This is a genomic window from Flavobacterium sp. JAS, assembly GCF_020991455.1.
Taxonomy (GTDB): Bacteria; Bacteroidota; Bacteroidia; order Flavobacteriales; family Flavobacteriaceae; genus Flavobacterium.
The window spans coordinates 18,055-35,398 of the sequence record NZ_JAJMOX010000005.1 but is presented as its reverse complement, the minus strand read 5'-3'; the positions used below and the strand labels follow the sequence as shown (position 1 = coordinate 35,398).

16 protein-coding genes are annotated in these 17,344 nt (G+C 32.5%); 5 read left to right on the top strand and 11 right to left on the bottom strand.

Annotated elements, in window-relative coordinates:
• Positions 1–30 precede the first annotated feature (30 nt).
• Positions 31–876: a DMT family transporter gene (locus LPB88_RS08020; protein WP_230714391.1), complete on the top strand. Its 846-nt coding sequence runs from the start codon at positions 31–33 to the stop codon at positions 874–876.
• Between the two features lie 414 nt (positions 877–1,290).
• Here the strand turns inward: LPB88_RS08020 and LPB88_RS08015 are convergent, their stop codons facing one another.
• Entirely contained in the window at positions 1,291–1,845 is a 555-nt protein-coding gene (locus LPB88_RS08015) for a fasciclin domain-containing protein (RefSeq protein WP_230714389.1), read from the bottom strand.
• A gap of 210 nt (positions 1,846–2,055) precedes the next feature.
• Here LPB88_RS08015 and LPB88_RS08010 point away from each other — a divergent pair, with 210 nt between their 5' ends.
• Both LPB88_RS08010 and LPB88_RS08005 read left to right on the top strand, forming a co-directional pair.
• Entirely contained in the window at positions 2,056–2,586 is a 531-nt protein-coding gene (locus LPB88_RS08010) for a biopolymer transporter ExbD (protein ID WP_230714387.1), read from the top strand.
• Between the two features lie 12 nt (positions 2,587–2,598).
• Positions 2,599–3,123: a biopolymer transporter ExbD gene (locus tag LPB88_RS08005; protein ID WP_230714384.1), complete on the top strand. Its 525-nt coding sequence runs from the start codon at positions 2,599–2,601 to the stop codon at positions 3,121–3,123.
• A gap of 217 nt (positions 3,124–3,340) precedes the next feature.
• On the opposite strand, the gene rpsA is transcribed toward LPB88_RS08005, so the two are convergent.
• Positions 3,341–5,119, bottom strand: a complete 1,779-nt coding sequence (gene rpsA, locus LPB88_RS08000; protein WP_089354646.1) for a 30S ribosomal protein S1 — start codon at positions 5,117–5,119, stop codon at positions 3,341–3,343.
• Between the two features lie 378 nt (positions 5,120–5,497).
• Positions 5,498–6,739, bottom strand: a complete 1,242-nt coding sequence (locus LPB88_RS07995) for a hypothetical protein (RefSeq protein WP_230714382.1) — start codon at positions 6,737–6,739, stop codon at positions 5,498–5,500.
• Positions 6,740–6,921: 182 nt separating this feature from the next.
• On the opposite strand from LPB88_RS07995, the gene LPB88_RS07990 reads away from it, so the two are divergent.
• A complete protein-coding gene (locus LPB88_RS07990; protein WP_230714375.1) occupies positions 6,922–7,437 on the top strand; it encodes a hypothetical protein in 516 nt (171 codons plus the stop codon).
• A gap of 2 nt (positions 7,438–7,439) precedes the next feature.
• Here LPB88_RS07990 and LPB88_RS07985 read toward each other — a convergent pair whose 3' ends face one another.
• The 8 genes from LPB88_RS07985 to LPB88_RS07950 form a co-directional block, all read right to left on the bottom strand.
• Positions 7,440–8,099 carry a hypothetical protein gene (locus tag LPB88_RS07985; RefSeq protein ID WP_230714373.1) on the bottom strand — a complete coding sequence of 220 codons (660 nt, stop codon included), beginning with the start codon at positions 8,097–8,099 and terminating at the stop codon, positions 7,440–7,442.
• A gap of 156 nt (positions 8,100–8,255) precedes the next feature.
• Positions 8,256–9,632, bottom strand: a complete 1,377-nt coding sequence (locus LPB88_RS07980; RefSeq protein WP_230714371.1) for a nucleoside permease — start codon at positions 9,630–9,632, stop codon at positions 8,256–8,258.
• A gap of 68 nt (positions 9,633–9,700) precedes the next feature.
• Positions 9,701–10,393, bottom strand: a complete 693-nt coding sequence (gene cmk, locus LPB88_RS07975) for a (d)CMP kinase (RefSeq protein WP_230714369.1) — start codon at positions 10,391–10,393, stop codon at positions 9,701–9,703.
• 46 nt (positions 10,394–10,439) lie between these two features.
• The gene (locus LPB88_RS07970; protein WP_230714361.1) at positions 10,440–11,042 is read right to left on the bottom strand and encodes a murein L,D-transpeptidase catalytic domain-containing protein; all 603 of its coding nucleotides are present in this window, start codon (positions 11,040–11,042) and stop codon (positions 10,440–10,442) included.
• Positions 11,043–11,175: 133 nt separating this feature from the next.
• Positions 11,176–11,778 (bottom strand): murein L,D-transpeptidase catalytic domain-containing protein, encoded by a 603-nt coding sequence (locus tag LPB88_RS07965; protein WP_230714359.1) that lies wholly within the window; start codon positions 11,776–11,778, stop codon positions 11,176–11,178.
• Positions 11,779–11,782: 4 nt separating this feature from the next.
• The gene (gene porQ / locus LPB88_RS07960; RefSeq protein ID WP_230714357.1) at positions 11,783–12,802 is read right to left on the bottom strand and encodes a type IX secretion system protein PorQ; all 1,020 of its coding nucleotides are present in this window, start codon (positions 12,800–12,802) and stop codon (positions 11,783–11,785) included.
• A gap of 303 nt (positions 12,803–13,105) precedes the next feature.
• Positions 13,106–15,559 carry an endopeptidase La gene (lon, locus tag LPB88_RS07955; protein ID WP_230714355.1) on the bottom strand — a complete coding sequence of 818 codons (2,454 nt, stop codon included), beginning with the start codon at positions 15,557–15,559 and terminating at the stop codon, positions 13,106–13,108.
• A gap of 259 nt (positions 15,560–15,818) precedes the next feature.
• Positions 15,819–16,514, bottom strand: coding sequence for a hypothetical protein (locus LPB88_RS07950; RefSeq protein WP_230714353.1), 696 nt, complete (start codon positions 16,512–16,514; stop codon positions 15,819–15,821).
• A gap of 269 nt (positions 16,515–16,783) precedes the next feature.
• On the opposite strand from LPB88_RS07950, the gene LPB88_RS07945 reads away from it, so the two are divergent.
• Positions 16,784–17,338: an RNA polymerase sigma factor gene (locus LPB88_RS07945; protein ID WP_230714351.1), complete on the top strand. Its 555-nt coding sequence runs from the start codon at positions 16,784–16,786 to the stop codon at positions 17,336–17,338.
• The last annotated feature ends 6 nt before the right edge of the window (positions 17,339–17,344 follow it).

Below are 17,344 nucleotides of genomic sequence, written 5' to 3'. Positions count from 1 at the left end.
ATTCGTTTCTTATCTCCTTTTACAATTCTCATGAAAAATAAAGATTTCAATATCCCTCCAATTTACGCAGTACTTTTAGCAATTATTAGTGTGCAATGTGGTGCTGCAATTGCTAAAACCTTATTTCCTGCAATTGGAGCTGCGGGAACAGCATCAATCCGAATTGGCGTTTCTGCCATAATTTTACTTATAGCTTACAGACCAAATTTAAAGGAAATTACCCCAAGCCAATGGAAAATTGTTTTACCATACGGTTTAGCGTTGGGTGCAATGAATTTGATTTTTTATATGGCGATAGAGAGAATCCCAATTGGACTTGCAGTAACCTTAGAATTCATCGGTCCGTTATTGGTAGCTATAATCGGTTCAACACGTCTAATGGATTATTGTTGGGTCCTCCTGGCAGCAATCGGGATAGTTCTTATAGCGCCGTGGTCAAATAATAGTATCGATTCATTAGGAGTTTTATTTGCCCTTTTAGCAGGCGCTCTTTGGGCAGCTTATATTGTATTAGGCGGAAAAGTATCTAAAATAATGCATGGCGGTCAGGCAGTTGCAACCGGAATGTTGTTTGGTGCAATTCTAATCCTTCCATTTGGATTATACGAAAACGGATTATCAAATCTTACTCCAAAACTTCTCGGAATGGGTGTTGCTTTGGCTCTTTTGTCAAGTGCTATTCCGTTTACATTAGAAATGAAAGCTTTAGGTCAGCTTCCTCCACGTACTTTTAGTATTTTAATGAGCTTAGAACCTGCCGCTGCCACAATTTGTGCTTTTATCTTTTTACAGGAAAGTTTGAACTTTTACGAAATTTTGGCTGTGGCTTGTGTTGTTATTGCTTCTGCAGGATCGACTTTGACAGCCAAACGATAAGTTTTAAAATTCCAATAGTTTGAAATTCCAAATTCCAACTTAGTTTTTTTTGAGATTTCAATAGTTAATCCCGAAGTCCAGTGTCATTACGTTAAGCTTTCTTTTAGCAAATTATGCTTAATCTTTTTCTCGCAGTCCCGATACCTATCGGGAGCAAAATCGCCAAGTTTTTTTGCCACAGATTATACAGATTAAAAAGATTTTGTTTCACGCAGATTATGCAGATTTTAGCAGATTTATTTTAATTATAATCTCCATAGATCTGCTTAAAGCTTTTTAAATCTGCGTGAAAGACTCTTGTTGAAAGACCAAATTGCAACTTTTAGTTTTTTAAACTCTGATAAAACAAAATTCCAAATTCCAGTTTCTACAGATTGGAGTTTGGAATTTTATTTATTGGAATTTGAGTAAGTATTACATTTTTGGTAATAATACAGTATCAACTACATGAATCACACCATTAGATTGATTAACGTCAGCAATGGTTACTTTAGCTTTGTTTCCGCTTTCGTCGCTTATGTAAAGATCTTTTCCATCCATCCACGCAGTTAGAGTGCCACCACTAACCGTTTTAAGAGACGCTTTTCCTTTTCCCATTTTAATTGCTTTTGCGATATCAGAAGCATTCCATTTTCCGGCAACAACATGATAGGTCAAAATAGTTTGCAATGTTTTGATATTTTCAGGTTTTAATAATGTATCGACAGTTCCGGCAGGCAATTTGTCAAACGCAGCATTTGTTGGGGCAAAAACGGTGAATGGTCCTTTACTTTGTAATGTTTCTACTAATCCGGCAGCCTTTACAGCAGCAACCAGTGTAGTATGATCTTTTGAGTTTACAGCATTTTCAATAATATTTTTGTTTGGATACATTGCAGCTCCACCAACCATCACAGATTTTTGTGCAAATGATGTAAAACCAAATCCCAGTGCTAAAATTGCTACGGCTAAAAATTTTCTAGTTTTCATAATGAATGTTTTAAGTTATAAGCTCATTTACGCCATAACAATCGTTTTGGTTTTAGTAAAAAATCAAAAAAGATTCAAAATCATTGAAATATCCTTAATATCAACTGTAAAACAAGACATTAAAACTTAAATTTATTTTTAATTATTTTTAAAATCACAAATATCTTTGTATTACTTTTATTATTAACTTTAGTAACAAATTGATTCATTATGGAAAATCTACCTAAAAAAGTGAGAAGTAAAAAGCTAAGTACAAGAGTTGATTTGACTGCGATGGTTAGTGTTTCTTTCTTGTTGATTATATTTTTTATGGTGACAATTGAATTATCGAAGCCCAAAGCCGTAGATTTAAGTTTACCAGATAAAGATCCCATTTGTGACAGATGGAATGGCGGATGTGGTACAGAAAACCGAGTTATGACTATTTTATTAGGGAATGATAATAAATTAATCTCATACACGGGAATGTTAGAAATCCCACTAGTTCCGCCTAGAGAAATGGATTATGGCAAAAATGGAATTCGCCAAGAATTATTTATTAGAAACAAATCTATGCTTGAATATTCCGCTCAATTGGGAAAACCCGGAAGAGGAATTACCGTAATTATTAAACCAAGTAAAGAATGTAATTATAAAAATTTAGTTGATATTCTTGACGAAATGTCCATTGCAAAAATAGACACTTATGCTATTGTAAATGAATTTTCTCCAGAAGAAACAAAACTTTTAGCTTCTAATTAAAACATTTTAAACATGGAAAATTTAGCTAAAAAAGTAAGAAGTAAAAAGCTAAGTACGAGAGTTGATTTGACTGCAATGGTTAGTGTTTCTTTTTTGTTGATTATATTTTTTATGGTTACGATTGAGTTGGCGAAGCCTAAGGCTATGGTTTTGGATTCTCCAGACCATGGATGTTGTGATTGTCCATCATATCCGGATTATGGAGAAAATAGGTCAATAACTGTAATGTTAGACGAAAATGATAAACTGATCTATTATATGGGGCTTTTAGAATCTCCGATAATTGCTCCAAAAGAAATTAAATATGGTAAAGACGGAATCCGAAGAGAATTACTAAAAAGAAAAAATAGTTTACTTAAATATTCTTCTAAAAGTCTAAAACCTGAAAGTATAATTGTAATTATTAAACCAAGCAAAAAATCGAATTATGGGAATCTAGTTGACATTTTAGATGAAATGAAAATTGCTGAAATTGAAACTTATGCAGTGGTACCTGAATTTACACCAGAAGAGACAAAATTATTAGCAGCTAATTAAAACATTTCAGCATTTTTTTGTCATTTCTCGTTCTTCGAAATGGCAAAATTATAAGTAATGCATTCTCGATTTAGCAAATGAGATTGCTTCGTTCCTCGCAAAGACAAGATCGCGGCGGCAACTTGAAACTTGAAACAAAGAAAACTTGAAACAAAAAAAATGGCATAAAAAAAGTCCCACATTACTGTGGGACTTTCTATTTAGAGGAAACTAAGAATTATTTTTTCTCAGTTTTTTCCATTTTAGCTTTTAATGCAGCTAATACATCATTGTTATCTCCTAAAGTTGCAGCTGGTGCATTTGTAGATGAAGCAGATGAAGTATTTTCAGTTGCAGCTTTCACGTTTTTCTCTTCTTCTTCACGGAAGATAGCAGTATGAGAAGCAACTACTCTTTTGAATTCTTTGTTGAATTCGATTACTTTGAAATCAGCAGTATCACCTTTTTTCAATTTCTTTCCGTCTTCTTTTTCAAGGTGACGAGTAGGAATGAAAGCAACGATATCATCTCCGAATTCTACAGTAGCTCCTTTGTCAACGATTTCAGAAATTTCACCATTGTGGATAGTTCCTACAGCGAAAGAATCTTCGTATTGATCCCAAGGATTAGCAGTAGTTTGTTTGTGACCTAAAGATAATTTACGTCCTTCAACATCTAATTCTAATACAACTACATCAAGTTTCTCACCAACATTTACAAATTCAGATGGGTGTTTGATTTTCTTAGTCCAAGATAAGTCAGAGATGTAAATTAATCCATCAATTCCTTCTTCTAATTCTACGAAAATACCAAAGTTTGTAAAGTTTCTAACGATACCTGTATGTTTAGAACCTACTGGGTATTTAGAAGTAATGTCAGTCCATGGATCTTGAGTCAATTGTTTGATACCTAATGACATTTTACGGTCATCTCTATCTAAAGTTAAGATAACAGCCTCAACAACATCTCCAACTTTTACGAAATCTTGTGCAGAACGTAAATGAGTTGACCATGACATTTCAGAAACGTGGATTAAACCTTCAACACCTTCAGCAACTTCGATAAATGCACCGTAATCAGCGATTACAACTACTTTACCTTTTACTTTATCACCAATAGTTAAATTAGCATCTAAAGCATCCCATGGGTGAGCGTTTAATTGTTTCAATCCTAATTGAATTCTTGTTTTCTCATCATCGAAATCAAGGATTACAACGTTTAATTTTTGGTCTAATTCAAGAACTTCACTTGGGTGGTTGATTCTACTCCAAGAAAGGTCAGTAATGTGAATTAATCCGTCAACACCACCTAAGTCAATGAACACACCATAAGAAGTAATGTTTTTAACAACACCTTCTAATACTTGTCCTTTTTGTAATTGACCGATGATTTCTTTTTTCTGTACTTCGATATCAGCTTCGATAAGCGCTTTATGAGATACAACAACGTTTTTGAATTCGTGGTTAATTTTTACCACTTTGAATTCCATCATTTTGTTTACATATACATCGTAGTCTCTAATTGGCTTAACGTCAATTTGAGAACCAGGTAAGAAAGCTTCAATTCCAAAAACGTCAACGATCATACCACCTTTAGTTCTGCATTTTACAAAACCATTAACGATTTCTCCTGTTTCGTTTGCAGAAATAACTCTATCCCATGATTTAATAGTACGTGCTTTTCTGTGAGATAATACTAATTGACCTGTTTTGTCCTCACGGATGTCAATTAATACTTCTACTTTGTCACCAACTTTTAAGTTTGGGTTGTAACGGAATTCGTTTAAAGAAATAACACCTTCCGATTTTGCGTTGATATCAACGATAACGTCTCTATCTGTAATTCTAACAACTACACCTTCAACTACTTCTTCTTGATCTGTAGCGATGAAAGTTTTTGAAACTAGTTCTTCGAATTCTTGTAAGTTTTTCTCATCAACTGCATCAATTCCTTCTTGGAAGTTATGCCAGTTAAAATTTGCTAAAAACTCTTCTTGTGATTTTAATTGTTCAGACATGCTGATAAAAAATTTGTATTCTGTTTTTCTCGAGTTTCTTAATGCGATAGAAAAAACAGAAGTTGTTTTACATAAATAGTTGATACCTAATGGAAACTCTTCTCTGCCAAAAGGTTTGCAAAATTAATACATTTATTTGTAATAGCAAAACAATTCTAAATGATTATCAGCCAATTGTTCAGGAGCAGAACATTTCGGGTTTTTCAAGGCCTTCAGTCCCGCTATTCCTTATATCTTTTATGGTGAACCCCACCATAAAAGGACATCAGTCCTATCGGGGCTAAACAAGAATCAGTAGCAGTTTTTAAGAACTCTGCAGCCAAACCTGACAGGTCTCTATTTGCAGCAATCAAAAGAAATCTACTAAAAACAAAATTGCTAATCTAAACTAAGTTCAAACAACTTCGGGTTTTCAAATTTACTTTCGTCTAATTGAAAGTTTTTATCATAAAATTGCCAGGGAGAATTGGCGAAAAAGCATACTTTATTTTTAACTAATGTAGCCAAAGCCGGTTCGTTGAGAACTTTTCGATTATTATCTAAAACAGTATAATCAACTATTTTATTTTCAGTCTCATTCAATTTATAACGTACAATCCTTATCGGCACTACTCCATTCTGAATTGCAATTAATGAATTACTATAAAAAACTAATCCGTCAATTCCTTTCTTAGAAGCATTATCCGGAAAATCTAGCCAGGTTTTTTTTTGACTCTTTATATCAATAACTAAAATTCCTTTTAAGTAATCAGCAATATATAGTTTTGATTCCTTTTTACTCAGTGCAATTCCCTGCAAATTAAAAGCTTGCTTTCTAAGATCCTTCCATAAAACCAAACTCTCTTTTTCTATTTTGTAAATTATCGGTTCAGCACTATCTGAGATATAAACTTCATTATTTTTAGCTACTACAAGATCGCCAAAAACATGATTTCCTTCGATTGTATATTGCTTTACAAGCTTTTTTGTCGCTATGTCTATTTTTAGAATGTCACTTTTCCCTTCAAGCTCTTTCAAAAACCCTTTCATTTCTGGCATTGCCGAGCATGTAATCCATAAATATTTCTGATTGTAATCTGTTTTAATAGCAAAGACCGAATACAAACAATCCGTAAACCAATCAGAACAATTACCTTTTTCATCAAAAGAAACCACCTTTTTATTGCGAATACTTGATGCTAGCCAAAGCTTATGTTTATCGAGATAAATCAAACCCTCTGGATGTAAATCTTTTTCCGAGAGACTAAATTTTTCTTTTGAACTTTCTATTGTTTTTGATTGAGAGTTCTTTAATTCTAACAAATCTTTAAAACCTTTTTCATTTCTAACCGAATCAAAATCAGAATCATCTTCAAAAGCTACTGTATTATTTGCCAAAACAACTATTTTTAAAACCTTTAAAGATTCTTCTTTTTTACCATTTAATGAATAAGCTGAAGCCAAATTATAAGCAAAAGTTGGATGCATTGGCCGAATGCTGTCTAATTGCCTTGCCAACTTTAAAAACAAAACATAGTCTTTGTTTTTATAAGCTTCTACGCTTTGATTGTACAAAACTTTGGTTTGAGCAAAACCAGAAATTCCAACCAAAAACAGTATAAACAGTTTAATTCTCATCATTACTAAATCCTTATAAATGAATCACTAAAGTTATTCTTTTTATTTTAAAATGCGTGCTTCTTAAAAACAACAAACCCGACAGGTTTTTAAACCCTGTCGGGTTTACTCGTGATTATCTTTGTCAAAGTTTAAAACCCACAGAAGAGCTTTCAAATAGAAACATTTTTCTTTATTTTTACTTAATGACTTTAACACTCGATGAAATAAAACAAAAAGTAAACACCTTTCATGAAAACGGACAGGTTATCAATGCCGTTTATTGGCTTTTAAAAAAATACAATCTTAAAAACGATAATCTCAAAGGATTTGAATTTAGAGAAAAAGCTAAACCTGATTTTATCTTAATGACTACTGAAGGTGAATTTGGAGAACCTCAAATTATCAGAATTCCCGAAAATACTTTCGAATTTCCGCTAGAATTAATGCTTATTTTGATAGCTCATGAAATGGTGCACGTAAATCAAAAAACTATTAAACCTTATGTTTTAGACAAAAACGAAAGAGAATGGCAAGCATATTATGAAATGAATTTTAATATTCTGTTTCCACAACTTTCTGAAATCTCAAATTTCCATAAGAAGTTTTTTGCTCAAAAAGGATTAGAATATTACAACAGAATGGGCGAAGGTTCTGAACTTCAACAAAAATACGCCGATCAGAAAAAGCAAGTTGAAGATTTGATTGCATCATTGGATTAAACTTAATAAACTATCCAATAATACAAAATCGCTAATACAAATACACAGATTAAGCTTCCAATAATTCCAATACGTCTGCGTTTTCGATAATCAATCACATAAGTTTCCGGATTAATATAATGATTCGCAAAAATAGACGGATCAATCGTAATCCCTGGCTTATAGTGCCGTACACCAAGTAAAAAAGTCCGAATCAACTCTAATCGATTTGCATAAAACATGCTAAAAAAGTGTTTTCCTAAAAAAGCATCGGTATGAATTTCTACTTTTTCATTCACCAAAACCGGCCAATAAAACTGATCAAAAAGTGACTTCGTGGGAGTACTTGAATTAATATCATATTGTAGAGACTCCAAAACATATACAAAATCTTCTTTTTGGGAAAAACTACTCCAGGGGAACTCTTTTACAATCTTATCATTAAATTTATTTAAATAACGAATCCCTTTTTCGTCAATTATAGTTGATGTATACATCTTTTTCCTTGAATAAATTAATAACACAACTATACCTGATAAAGCTGCTAAAAATATAAAAAAAGCTGCAACAGAACCTATTTCATCTAATCCGGTTTCCTCGGAAGAATGTGCTACAAAATAAATCAACCCCGCTAAAAAGAAAAGCACACAAAATATCCAAAATAACCCAAAGATAAAATTCAAAATTATCATTGGAACTGAACAAACAGACTTAAAAGCAGGAAGGGATTTTTGTTAATTTTGCATCTATAATATTAAGTGTTGAAAGTCAAATATACACATAAAAAAATCCCGTTTTCGAAAAAATGAAAACGGGATTTTAAATATATCATAGAGTAATTAATGACTCAAATTCTCAATTTCCTTTGGATCATGTTTATGCTTAAATAAAACAGCAAAAGCAATCGCAATTACCAAAGCATAAGCCGCAAACGACAACCAGATGGTGTGCCAGTCTTTCATTAAAATTGGATTTGTAAAAATTCCGTCAGTCGAAATTGTATTTCCCTGACTTTTTACAAACTCAAGCATTTTTGAATTTGTAGCATCTGTTTGTAAAAATCCAGCTAATTCAGAAGTATTATGAAACGATTTCGTAAAGAAACGATCAATTGCCCAACCTGAAGTTAGACTTCCTAAAACCGCTCCTACTCCATTTGTCATCATCATAAACAATCCTTGTGCAGACGAACGTATTTTAGAATCTGTATTACTTTCTACGAATAACGAACCTGAAATATTAAAGAAATCAAATGCCATTCCGTAAACGATACAAGACATAATAATCATCCATAATCCTCCAACAGGATCTCCAAAAGCAAATAATCCAAAACGCAGAACCCAAGCCAACATACTAATAAGCATAACTTGTTTGATTCCGAAACGTCTCAAGAAAAACGGAATTGCCAGGATAAATAAAGTTTCAGAAACCTGAGAAATCGACATAATAATAGTCGAATATTTGATTACAAAAGAATCTGCATATTTTGGAAAATGTTTGAATTCATCTAAGAATACATCTCCGTAAGCATTTGTCAATTGCAAAGCGCCTCCTAAAAACATAGAAAACACAAAGAACAAGGCCATTTTGTAATTTCCGAATAATTTAAAAGCTTCTAATCCTAAAGTTTCAGTCAATGAAGCATCTTCTTTAGTCAAACGCTGTGGTTGACATTTTGGTAATGTAAAAGCATAAATTCCAAGAATTAAAGCGCCAATTCCAGCAATATAAAACTGATATTCTGTCGCTTTACTTCCGCTCAAATTCGTAATCCACATTGCAGCAATAAAACCAATTGTTCCCCAAACACGAATTGGCGGAAAATCTTTTACAATGTTTTTATTGTTCAACTTTAACGAAGTGTACGAAATCGAATTACTTAATGCAATTGTTGGCATGTAACAGCACATTGCTGCAAACATTACATAAATAAAATTATCCGGCGTAGTTACGTGTGCAATACCAAATAAAACTACTGCGTATAATATATGAAGAAAACCATACAATTTTTCGGCATTTACCCATCTGTCAGCTATAATCCCTGTTAGTGTGGGCATGAATAAAGAGGCAATTCCCATGGTTCCGAAAACAAGACCAAACTGAGTTCCTTCCCAGTTTTTAGTACCAAACCAATAATTTCCAATTGTTATAAGCCACGCTCCCCAAACAAAAAATTGAAGAAAGCTCATTATAATCAACCTGTTTTTAATTCCCATATGATGAAATTGTCTTTTAGTAAAAATGAAGCGGTAAAACTACCATTAAAAATGATATCTACAAAAAATTAAACAGTTTTAACAACATCATTTACTAATTCTAAAACAGCCGAGAATTGTTCTTCTTTATTTAAATAAGAATTATCAATTTCTATAGCATCATCTGCAATTACCAAAGGTGAATCTTCACGGTGTGTATCGATATGGTCTCTTTCGACTACATTTTTCAAAACATCTTCATACGATACATTATCGCCTTTTTGCTGCAGCTCATCAAAACGTCTTTGTGCACGGGTTTCGGCACTGGCAGTCATGAATATTTTTAGCTCGGCGTCAGGAAAAACAACGGTTCCTATATCTCTTCCATCCATAACAATAGCTTTGTTTTTTCCCATTTCCTGTTGCTGCTCTACTAGTTTAGAACGCACTTCAGAAACTTCGGCTACTTTACTTACGAAATTAGAAACCTCAATAGTTCTGATTTGTTTTTCAACATTTTCACCATTCAGATACATTTCTGCAAAACCCAAATCTGCATTATATTTAAATTCTAATTGAATTTTTGGAAGGGAATCAATTAAGCTTTTTTTATCAAAGAAATCGGCTCCAATAAGCTGATTTTGCATTGCAAAATACGCCACAGCACGGTACATTGCTCCGGTATCAACATAAACATATTCTAGCTCTTTTGCTAATTGTTTGGCCAAAGTGCTCTTTCCTGTTGATGAGAATCCATCAATTGCAATGGTAATTTTTTTCAATTTTTTATTTTTTAAATTTTAATTTCTTTTATGCTTTAGCATGATTTTAATAATAAATACTCATTACAATATCTGACTCAGAGTTATCAATTATTTTTGCCATCCTGTCAAAATACTTTTTATTGACCATAGGACAGCCGTAGCTGTTGCAAATATAGCCATCTTTCTCTTTATACGGAACATCAAAATAGTAATGAAAAACAATATCACGCTCAAATGCATTGCTATTTGTTTGATCTAATCCGTACAATTTATACGCTTTCCCAAATTTGCCTTTATAAGGATTTCCTATAGCATAGTTCCCCAGTGAAGTACTTAATGAATTAGGCACATTACTAAATCTTAGTTTTCCTTTAATGCCGGTTTCAGATCCTGAACCATGTGCAACTAATCCTTTATCAATAATTTTATTTTCTTTCAAATCATACACAAAAAAACGATTCTTGCCCGAAGGGATTTTCATATCAATAAAAAAAGCAATTCTGTTGTTATACTTTGAATTACTCTTTATTACTTTCTTAACTTCATTAATCTGCACTATGTCAATTTTTCTCTCAATTGAAGAAGTAATTTCTTTGTCTTTCCTAACAATTTTATATCCAATAAAAAACAACAGTGATATAAGAAAAACAAAAAAGATCTTCTTCATTACAATGCTTTTTATTTGATTAGATGAAATTGAGGATTAAAAAAGAATGGTATGACTTCAAAAAAAATGCTGTTGAAAAATTTTAACAACAGCAGAATATTTTATTTAATTGAAATTGTATGTGATAAAATTTCTAATAGTAAATATCCAAAATGATATTAGACTTAGAACTATCAATTATTTTCTCGATTCGTTTAAAGAATTGCTCGTTTACCATTGGGCAACCGTGACTATTACTGATATAATAATCTTGCTCTTCATAAGGAACAGCCGAATAATAATGTAAAACTATAGCTCTTTTTAAGGCATTGCTATTTGTTTCATCTAAACCATTTAATTTATATGATTTTCCAAAACATCCTTTGTAACATTTTTCTATAGAATATCTGCCTAAAGCTGTGCAGTTAGAGTTTGGTGTATTGCTAAATCTTAAACTTCCTTTTATTCCGGTTTCAGATCCTGAACCGTGTGCCACAAGACCCTGGTCAATAATTTTATTGTTTACTAAATCATAAACAAAAAAACGATTTTTACCTGATGGTATTCTCATGTCTACAAAAAAAGCAATTTTAGTATTGTATTTGGGATCAATACCTATCTTGTTTCTTATCTCGCTAACTCTCGTATTAATCCTCTCTATTTCCACACTGGTAATAGAAGTTTCTTCTTTGTAGTAGTGTTTTGAACCCGTTAAAAACCCTACAGTCATAAACAAAAACAAACTAAATATTTTCATATAACTATTGAAAATTTAAAATTAGACCAAAAAGACTCGTATTTGCTGCCAATGTATATCTCGAATATGAATAGTTAAATTTTAACTTGTTCATTTTTAAACCAAATCCTAATGAAATTCCTGAGAAATTCCGTTGATCTGCTACCCTTAATTCTTCTCCTCTTCTAAAATTATATCCTAAACGCAAATTAAATGCTCTTTTTGGGAAAAGCTCCACACCAAAAACAACATGTCTCAAAGCATTATTTACAAACGAGACTTTCTCTTCACTTGTTGATCCATCAATGTTAGTTTCTCCGCGAACGGGGTTCGAAAAAGAAATATTCCACTGTTGTAAATTCTCCAACGAAAGATGCCAACGGATTGGGACGTGCTCTAATTCCTGAGAAACTCCTGCAATGATTTCAAACGGTAATTTTTCCTGTATTCCTGAGTACGTTGTAAACTGTGTACCTATATTACGAAATACCAGTGCCAAAGTTACATCATTTTTTTCAATTTGATACATAATTCCCACATCAATCGCACCGCCAATTGAATTATAACTTTCTAAAGTTGAAGTTATTAGCTTAGCAGTAGCTCCAATATGCAAATCTGTAAAAGGAACATTATACGCGTATCCCAACGAAAGGGCACCTTCACTTCCTGTAAAGCTTGATGTCGCCTGACCATTTTCGTCATATCCTTCAAATGAACCATAATTTACATAACTCATACCAGCATAAAAAGTCTGAACGTGTCTGTCGTAAGTATATGCGTACGAAGCGGTTCCATAAGAAGCTTCTCCGTAATAACTTCCGTAATTCAATGCCAGATGATTATCCATTTCCTCGTTTAATGCTGCCGGATTAGACATAACCTGATTCACATCTTCATCATATATTGTAATCGTTTCCCCTCCTAAAGCTGCTTGTCGCGGAGAAGTCGTTAAATTTAAAAACTGATAAGTATATCGACCTCCAATTTGCCCGTACGAAACCGAACAAACTAAACTAAAAAAAAGTAAAACAAATCGTTTTAACATGCTTTTGGGGCGATTCCTATATGGGAATAACGCAAATGCGAAGATAAAATTATATAACTAACAAAAAATAAATTCCAATACAAAAATTCCAAATTCCAATTGAAATGTAAATTATAATGAAAAAATCCAAATTCTAATTAAATTCCAATATTTGAAATTCCAAATCTCAATTAAATTCCAATATTTAAATTCCAAATTCCAATTATAAATGGGACTAAATTAAATAAAAATTCCAAATTCCAAAACTGCGTTAATCAGATTGGAATTTGGATTTTCAAAAGATTGGAATTTAACTTTAAAGTTTTACTTTAAAGTTTTTGCGTTTTTTACATTTTGATCTGTTAAAGCTAAAGCTAGAACTTCGCTCATTTCTTTTACGTAATGAAAAGTCAAGCCTTCTAAATATTCTGCTTTAATTTCATCAATGTCACTTTTGTTTTCATGACACAAAATGATTTCTTTAATACCAGCTCTTTTCGCAGCTAAGATTTTCTCTTTGATTCCGCCAACTGGTAATACTTTTCCACGAAGCGTAATTTCTCCTGTCATTGCTAAGCTTTTCTTCACTTTCTTTTGAGTTAACAAAGACACTAAAGAAGTTAACATTGCAATACCGGCACTTGGTCCGTCTTTTGGTGTTGCTCCTTCCGGAACGTGTAAATGGATATTGTATTTTTGGAAAAGCTCTACATTTAAACCTAACTTTTTAGCATTAGCTTTAATGTATTCTAAAGCAATTGTAGCCGATTCTTTCATCACGTTTCCAAGATTTCCTGTGATTGTCAATGCTCCTTTTCCTTCAGAAATTAAAGATTCAATAAACAAAATATCACCACCAACACTTGTCCATGCAAGACCTGTTACAACTCCTGCAATATCATTGTTCTCGTATTTATCACGCTCTAATCTTGGTACACCTAAAACGGTTACAATATCTTCGTCAGTTACTTTTTTATTGTATTCTTCCTCCATTGCAACTGCTTTTGCAGCATTACGAATTACCTGAGCAATTTTAGTTTCTAAGTTACGTACACCCGATTCGCGTGTATAACCTTCTACGATTTTCTCTAATTGTTTTTTACCAATTGTCAAATCTTTAGTAGTTAAACCGTGTGCTTCTAATTGTTTTGGAAAAAGGTGTCTTTTTGCAATTTCAACTTTTTCTTCGATTGTATAACCTGACATTTTGATCACTTCCATTCTGTCACGCAATGCCGGCTGAATTGCTGACATATTGTTTGATGTTGCAATAAACATAACTTTTGATAAGTCATAACCCATTTCAAGGAAATTATCATAAAAAGAACTGTTTTGCTCCGGATCTAAAACTTCTAATAAAGCAGAAGATGGATCGCCACTATTTCCGTTTGATAATTTATCAATTTCATCCAGAATGAAAACAGGATTTGAAGTTCCCGCTTTTTTCAAACTCTGAATAATACGGCCTGGCATAGCTCCGATATACGTTTTTCTATGTCCGCGAATCTCCGCTTCGTCACGTAAACCACCTAACGAAATACGTACATATTCACGTCCTAAAGCTTCTGCAACTGAACGCCCAATTGATGTTTTACCAACTCCCGGAGGCCCTGTTAAACATATAATTGGCGATTTCATATCGTTACGAAGTTTCAATACTGCCAAATGTTCAATCATTCTTTTCTTAACTTCTTCAAGTCCAAAATGATCTTTATCTAATATTTTCTGAGCATGTTTCAAGTCGAATTTATCTTTAGAATATTCGCCCCAAGGCAATTCTAAAAACAATTCTAAATAGTTACGCTGAATTCCAAAATCAGGAGATTGTGGATTCATACGTCGCATTTTTGATAATTCTTTTTCGAAATGTTTCTGCGTCTTCTCGTCCCATTTTTTGGTTTTCGCCTTCACTCCCATTTCGTCCATTTCTTCCTCTTGCGAAACCCCTCCCAATTCTTCCTGAATGGTTTTCATTTGCTGATGCAAGAAATATTCGCGTTGTTGCTGGTCTAAATCAAAACGAACTTTTGACTGAATGTCATTCTTTAATTCTAATTTTTGCAACTCTACGTTCATATAACGTAAGGTTTCAAGCGCTCTGTCTTTTAGTCCGTTTATAGATAGCAAACCTTGTTTCTCTTTTACGGATAAATTCATATTAGAAGAAACAAAATTGATCAAAAACGACTGGCTCTCAATATTTTTAATCGCAAAAGTAGCTTCTGACGGGATGTTTGGACTTTCTTTTATAATTTGGATAGCCAATTCTTTAACAGAATCTAAAATAGCTGTAAACTCAGTATCATCTTCTTCCGGACGCTCTTCTGCCACTTCTTTAATAGTTGCAGTAATATAAGGTTCTTCTGAAACTACTTCGTCAATTTCAAAACGTTTTTTTCCTTGTAAAATAACCGTAACATTTCCGTCAGGCATTTTCAAAACGCGCAAAATTCTGGCTACAGTTCCTATTTTATGAATGTCCTCTTTTGATGGATCTTCGTCTTCTTCATTAATTTGCGAAACAACACCAATGATTTTTCCACCGGCATTGGCATCGTTAATTAGCTTAATTGACTTGTCTCTTCCTGCTGAAATTGGAATTACAACTCCCGGAAATAAAACAGTATTGCGTAAAGGCAGAATAGGCAACGAAAGCGGAAGCTCTTCGTTGTTCATTTCTTCTTCGTCCTCTGGAGTTAATAATGGAATTAATTCGGCTTCTGAATCAAATTCTTGAAGTGACAGATTGTCAATCGTAAGTATTTTATGGTTTGACATAATAATATATAAGTCTTTTTGTCATTAAATTTTTAATCCTAACGGTAAACTTAGCCCTACACCCTGCTGTTTTTAGTACAACTTCATTAAGTGTTTGATTTACATGATAGGCGGTAAAAATAGACAATCATTATGCCAAAAGCAAAAAAGAAGGTTTTGAAATGTCAGTTTTGCTATTTTAATTTCTTAAATAAGATTAATTATAAAGCATAAAAAAACCCGAAATGACTTTCGGGTTTTCTACTGAGTTATTTATTTTTTATTTTTTAACAACATAAGTTTTTAAAGAGCTAACTATACTTCCTGAAGTCATTTTTATAACTCCAACATCTTTAGCAACCCAATATTGCACTTCTACAGAATTTGAAGACCCTCCGTCAACTTTAGCTTGCTGAAGCAATTTAAACTTAATAACATCTTTATATGTAACACCGTTTACTGTAGCTGTTGCGCCTTTTTCTAAGATAGTTCCAGTATAATTTACAGTCATCTTTACAGAAGGAACATTTGGCATATTAATGGTTGTTTCCTGAGTAAAATTACCTGTCCAGGTTTTGTTAGCTTCTAAATAATCTTTAAAGAAAATATATTCATAACCAGTTATCTTAGCAGAGAAACCTTCGTAATTATATACGATATCATCCATTTTAAGATAATAATCACCTCCTACTTTTTTAATTGAAGGAGTTGCTGTTCCTGAAATTTCATTTGTAGCTCCGGCAAATTGGTTAAACTTAAAGTAGGTGTCTCCTTTTATACTTTCTGCAGAAATAATTTTCATTGTAATATCTGATCCGTCTTGATTCATAACCCATTGGTTACCAACCGCCGTTGGCCAATAATCTCCGATTGAAGCTTCGGCTTTACTATCATCTCCAGAATCGCTCTGACAAGAATTTAATAAAAATAATGACATACATAATGTCACAAAAACTGTGGTTTTTAATTTTTTCATAGAATAAATTTGTTTTTTGGTGAGGCAAAAATACTACAAAAATTTACAAGTTTTATATTTTTTTTAACAAACAAATTCTTAAGTTACTTTTTACATACAAATGATTAAAAATCAAATATTTACATAAAAATCTTACGACATTTATTACTTTTAAGCTTTTAAAAATAATATCTGAACAAAGTTTGAATACATTTAAATAAAAATATTTTTATCAAAAGTGTAACAAACCAAAAAAAGCAAAGTCATTATAAAAAACTAGCAATCAAAACTTGAACATAACCAATCAAAATATCGAAGAATTAATCGCTCTTTGTAAAGAAAACAATCAAAAGGCCCAATTCGAAGTTTACAATCGTTACTGTAAAGCTATGTACAACGTGGCTTACCGTATTGTGAAGGACGAACATTTTGCACAAGACGTCATGCAAGAAGGCTTTTTGAAAGCATTTACAAAAATTAACGACTACAAACAGGAAGTTGCTTTTGGAGCCTGGCTAAAAAAAATAATTATCAATTACAGTATTGATTTTTATAAAAAAAATAATGCTTTTCAAGTCGAAGATTTGAGCAAAACACTTTATAAAGTAGAAGAAAATGACAGTTTTTTTTCTGAGAATATAGATCTGAATTCGCTTAAAGTGAAACAGGTTCTGGATACCATTTTATCATTAAAAGATAATTATCGTATGGTTTTGACGCTCTTTTATATTGAAGGTTATGATCAGGAAGAAATTAGCGAAATTTTGAATATTAGTTATGCCAATTGTCGAACGACATTAAGCAGAGCTAAAGAGAGTTTACGAAAAAAATTAGAGGAAATATGAAATCGC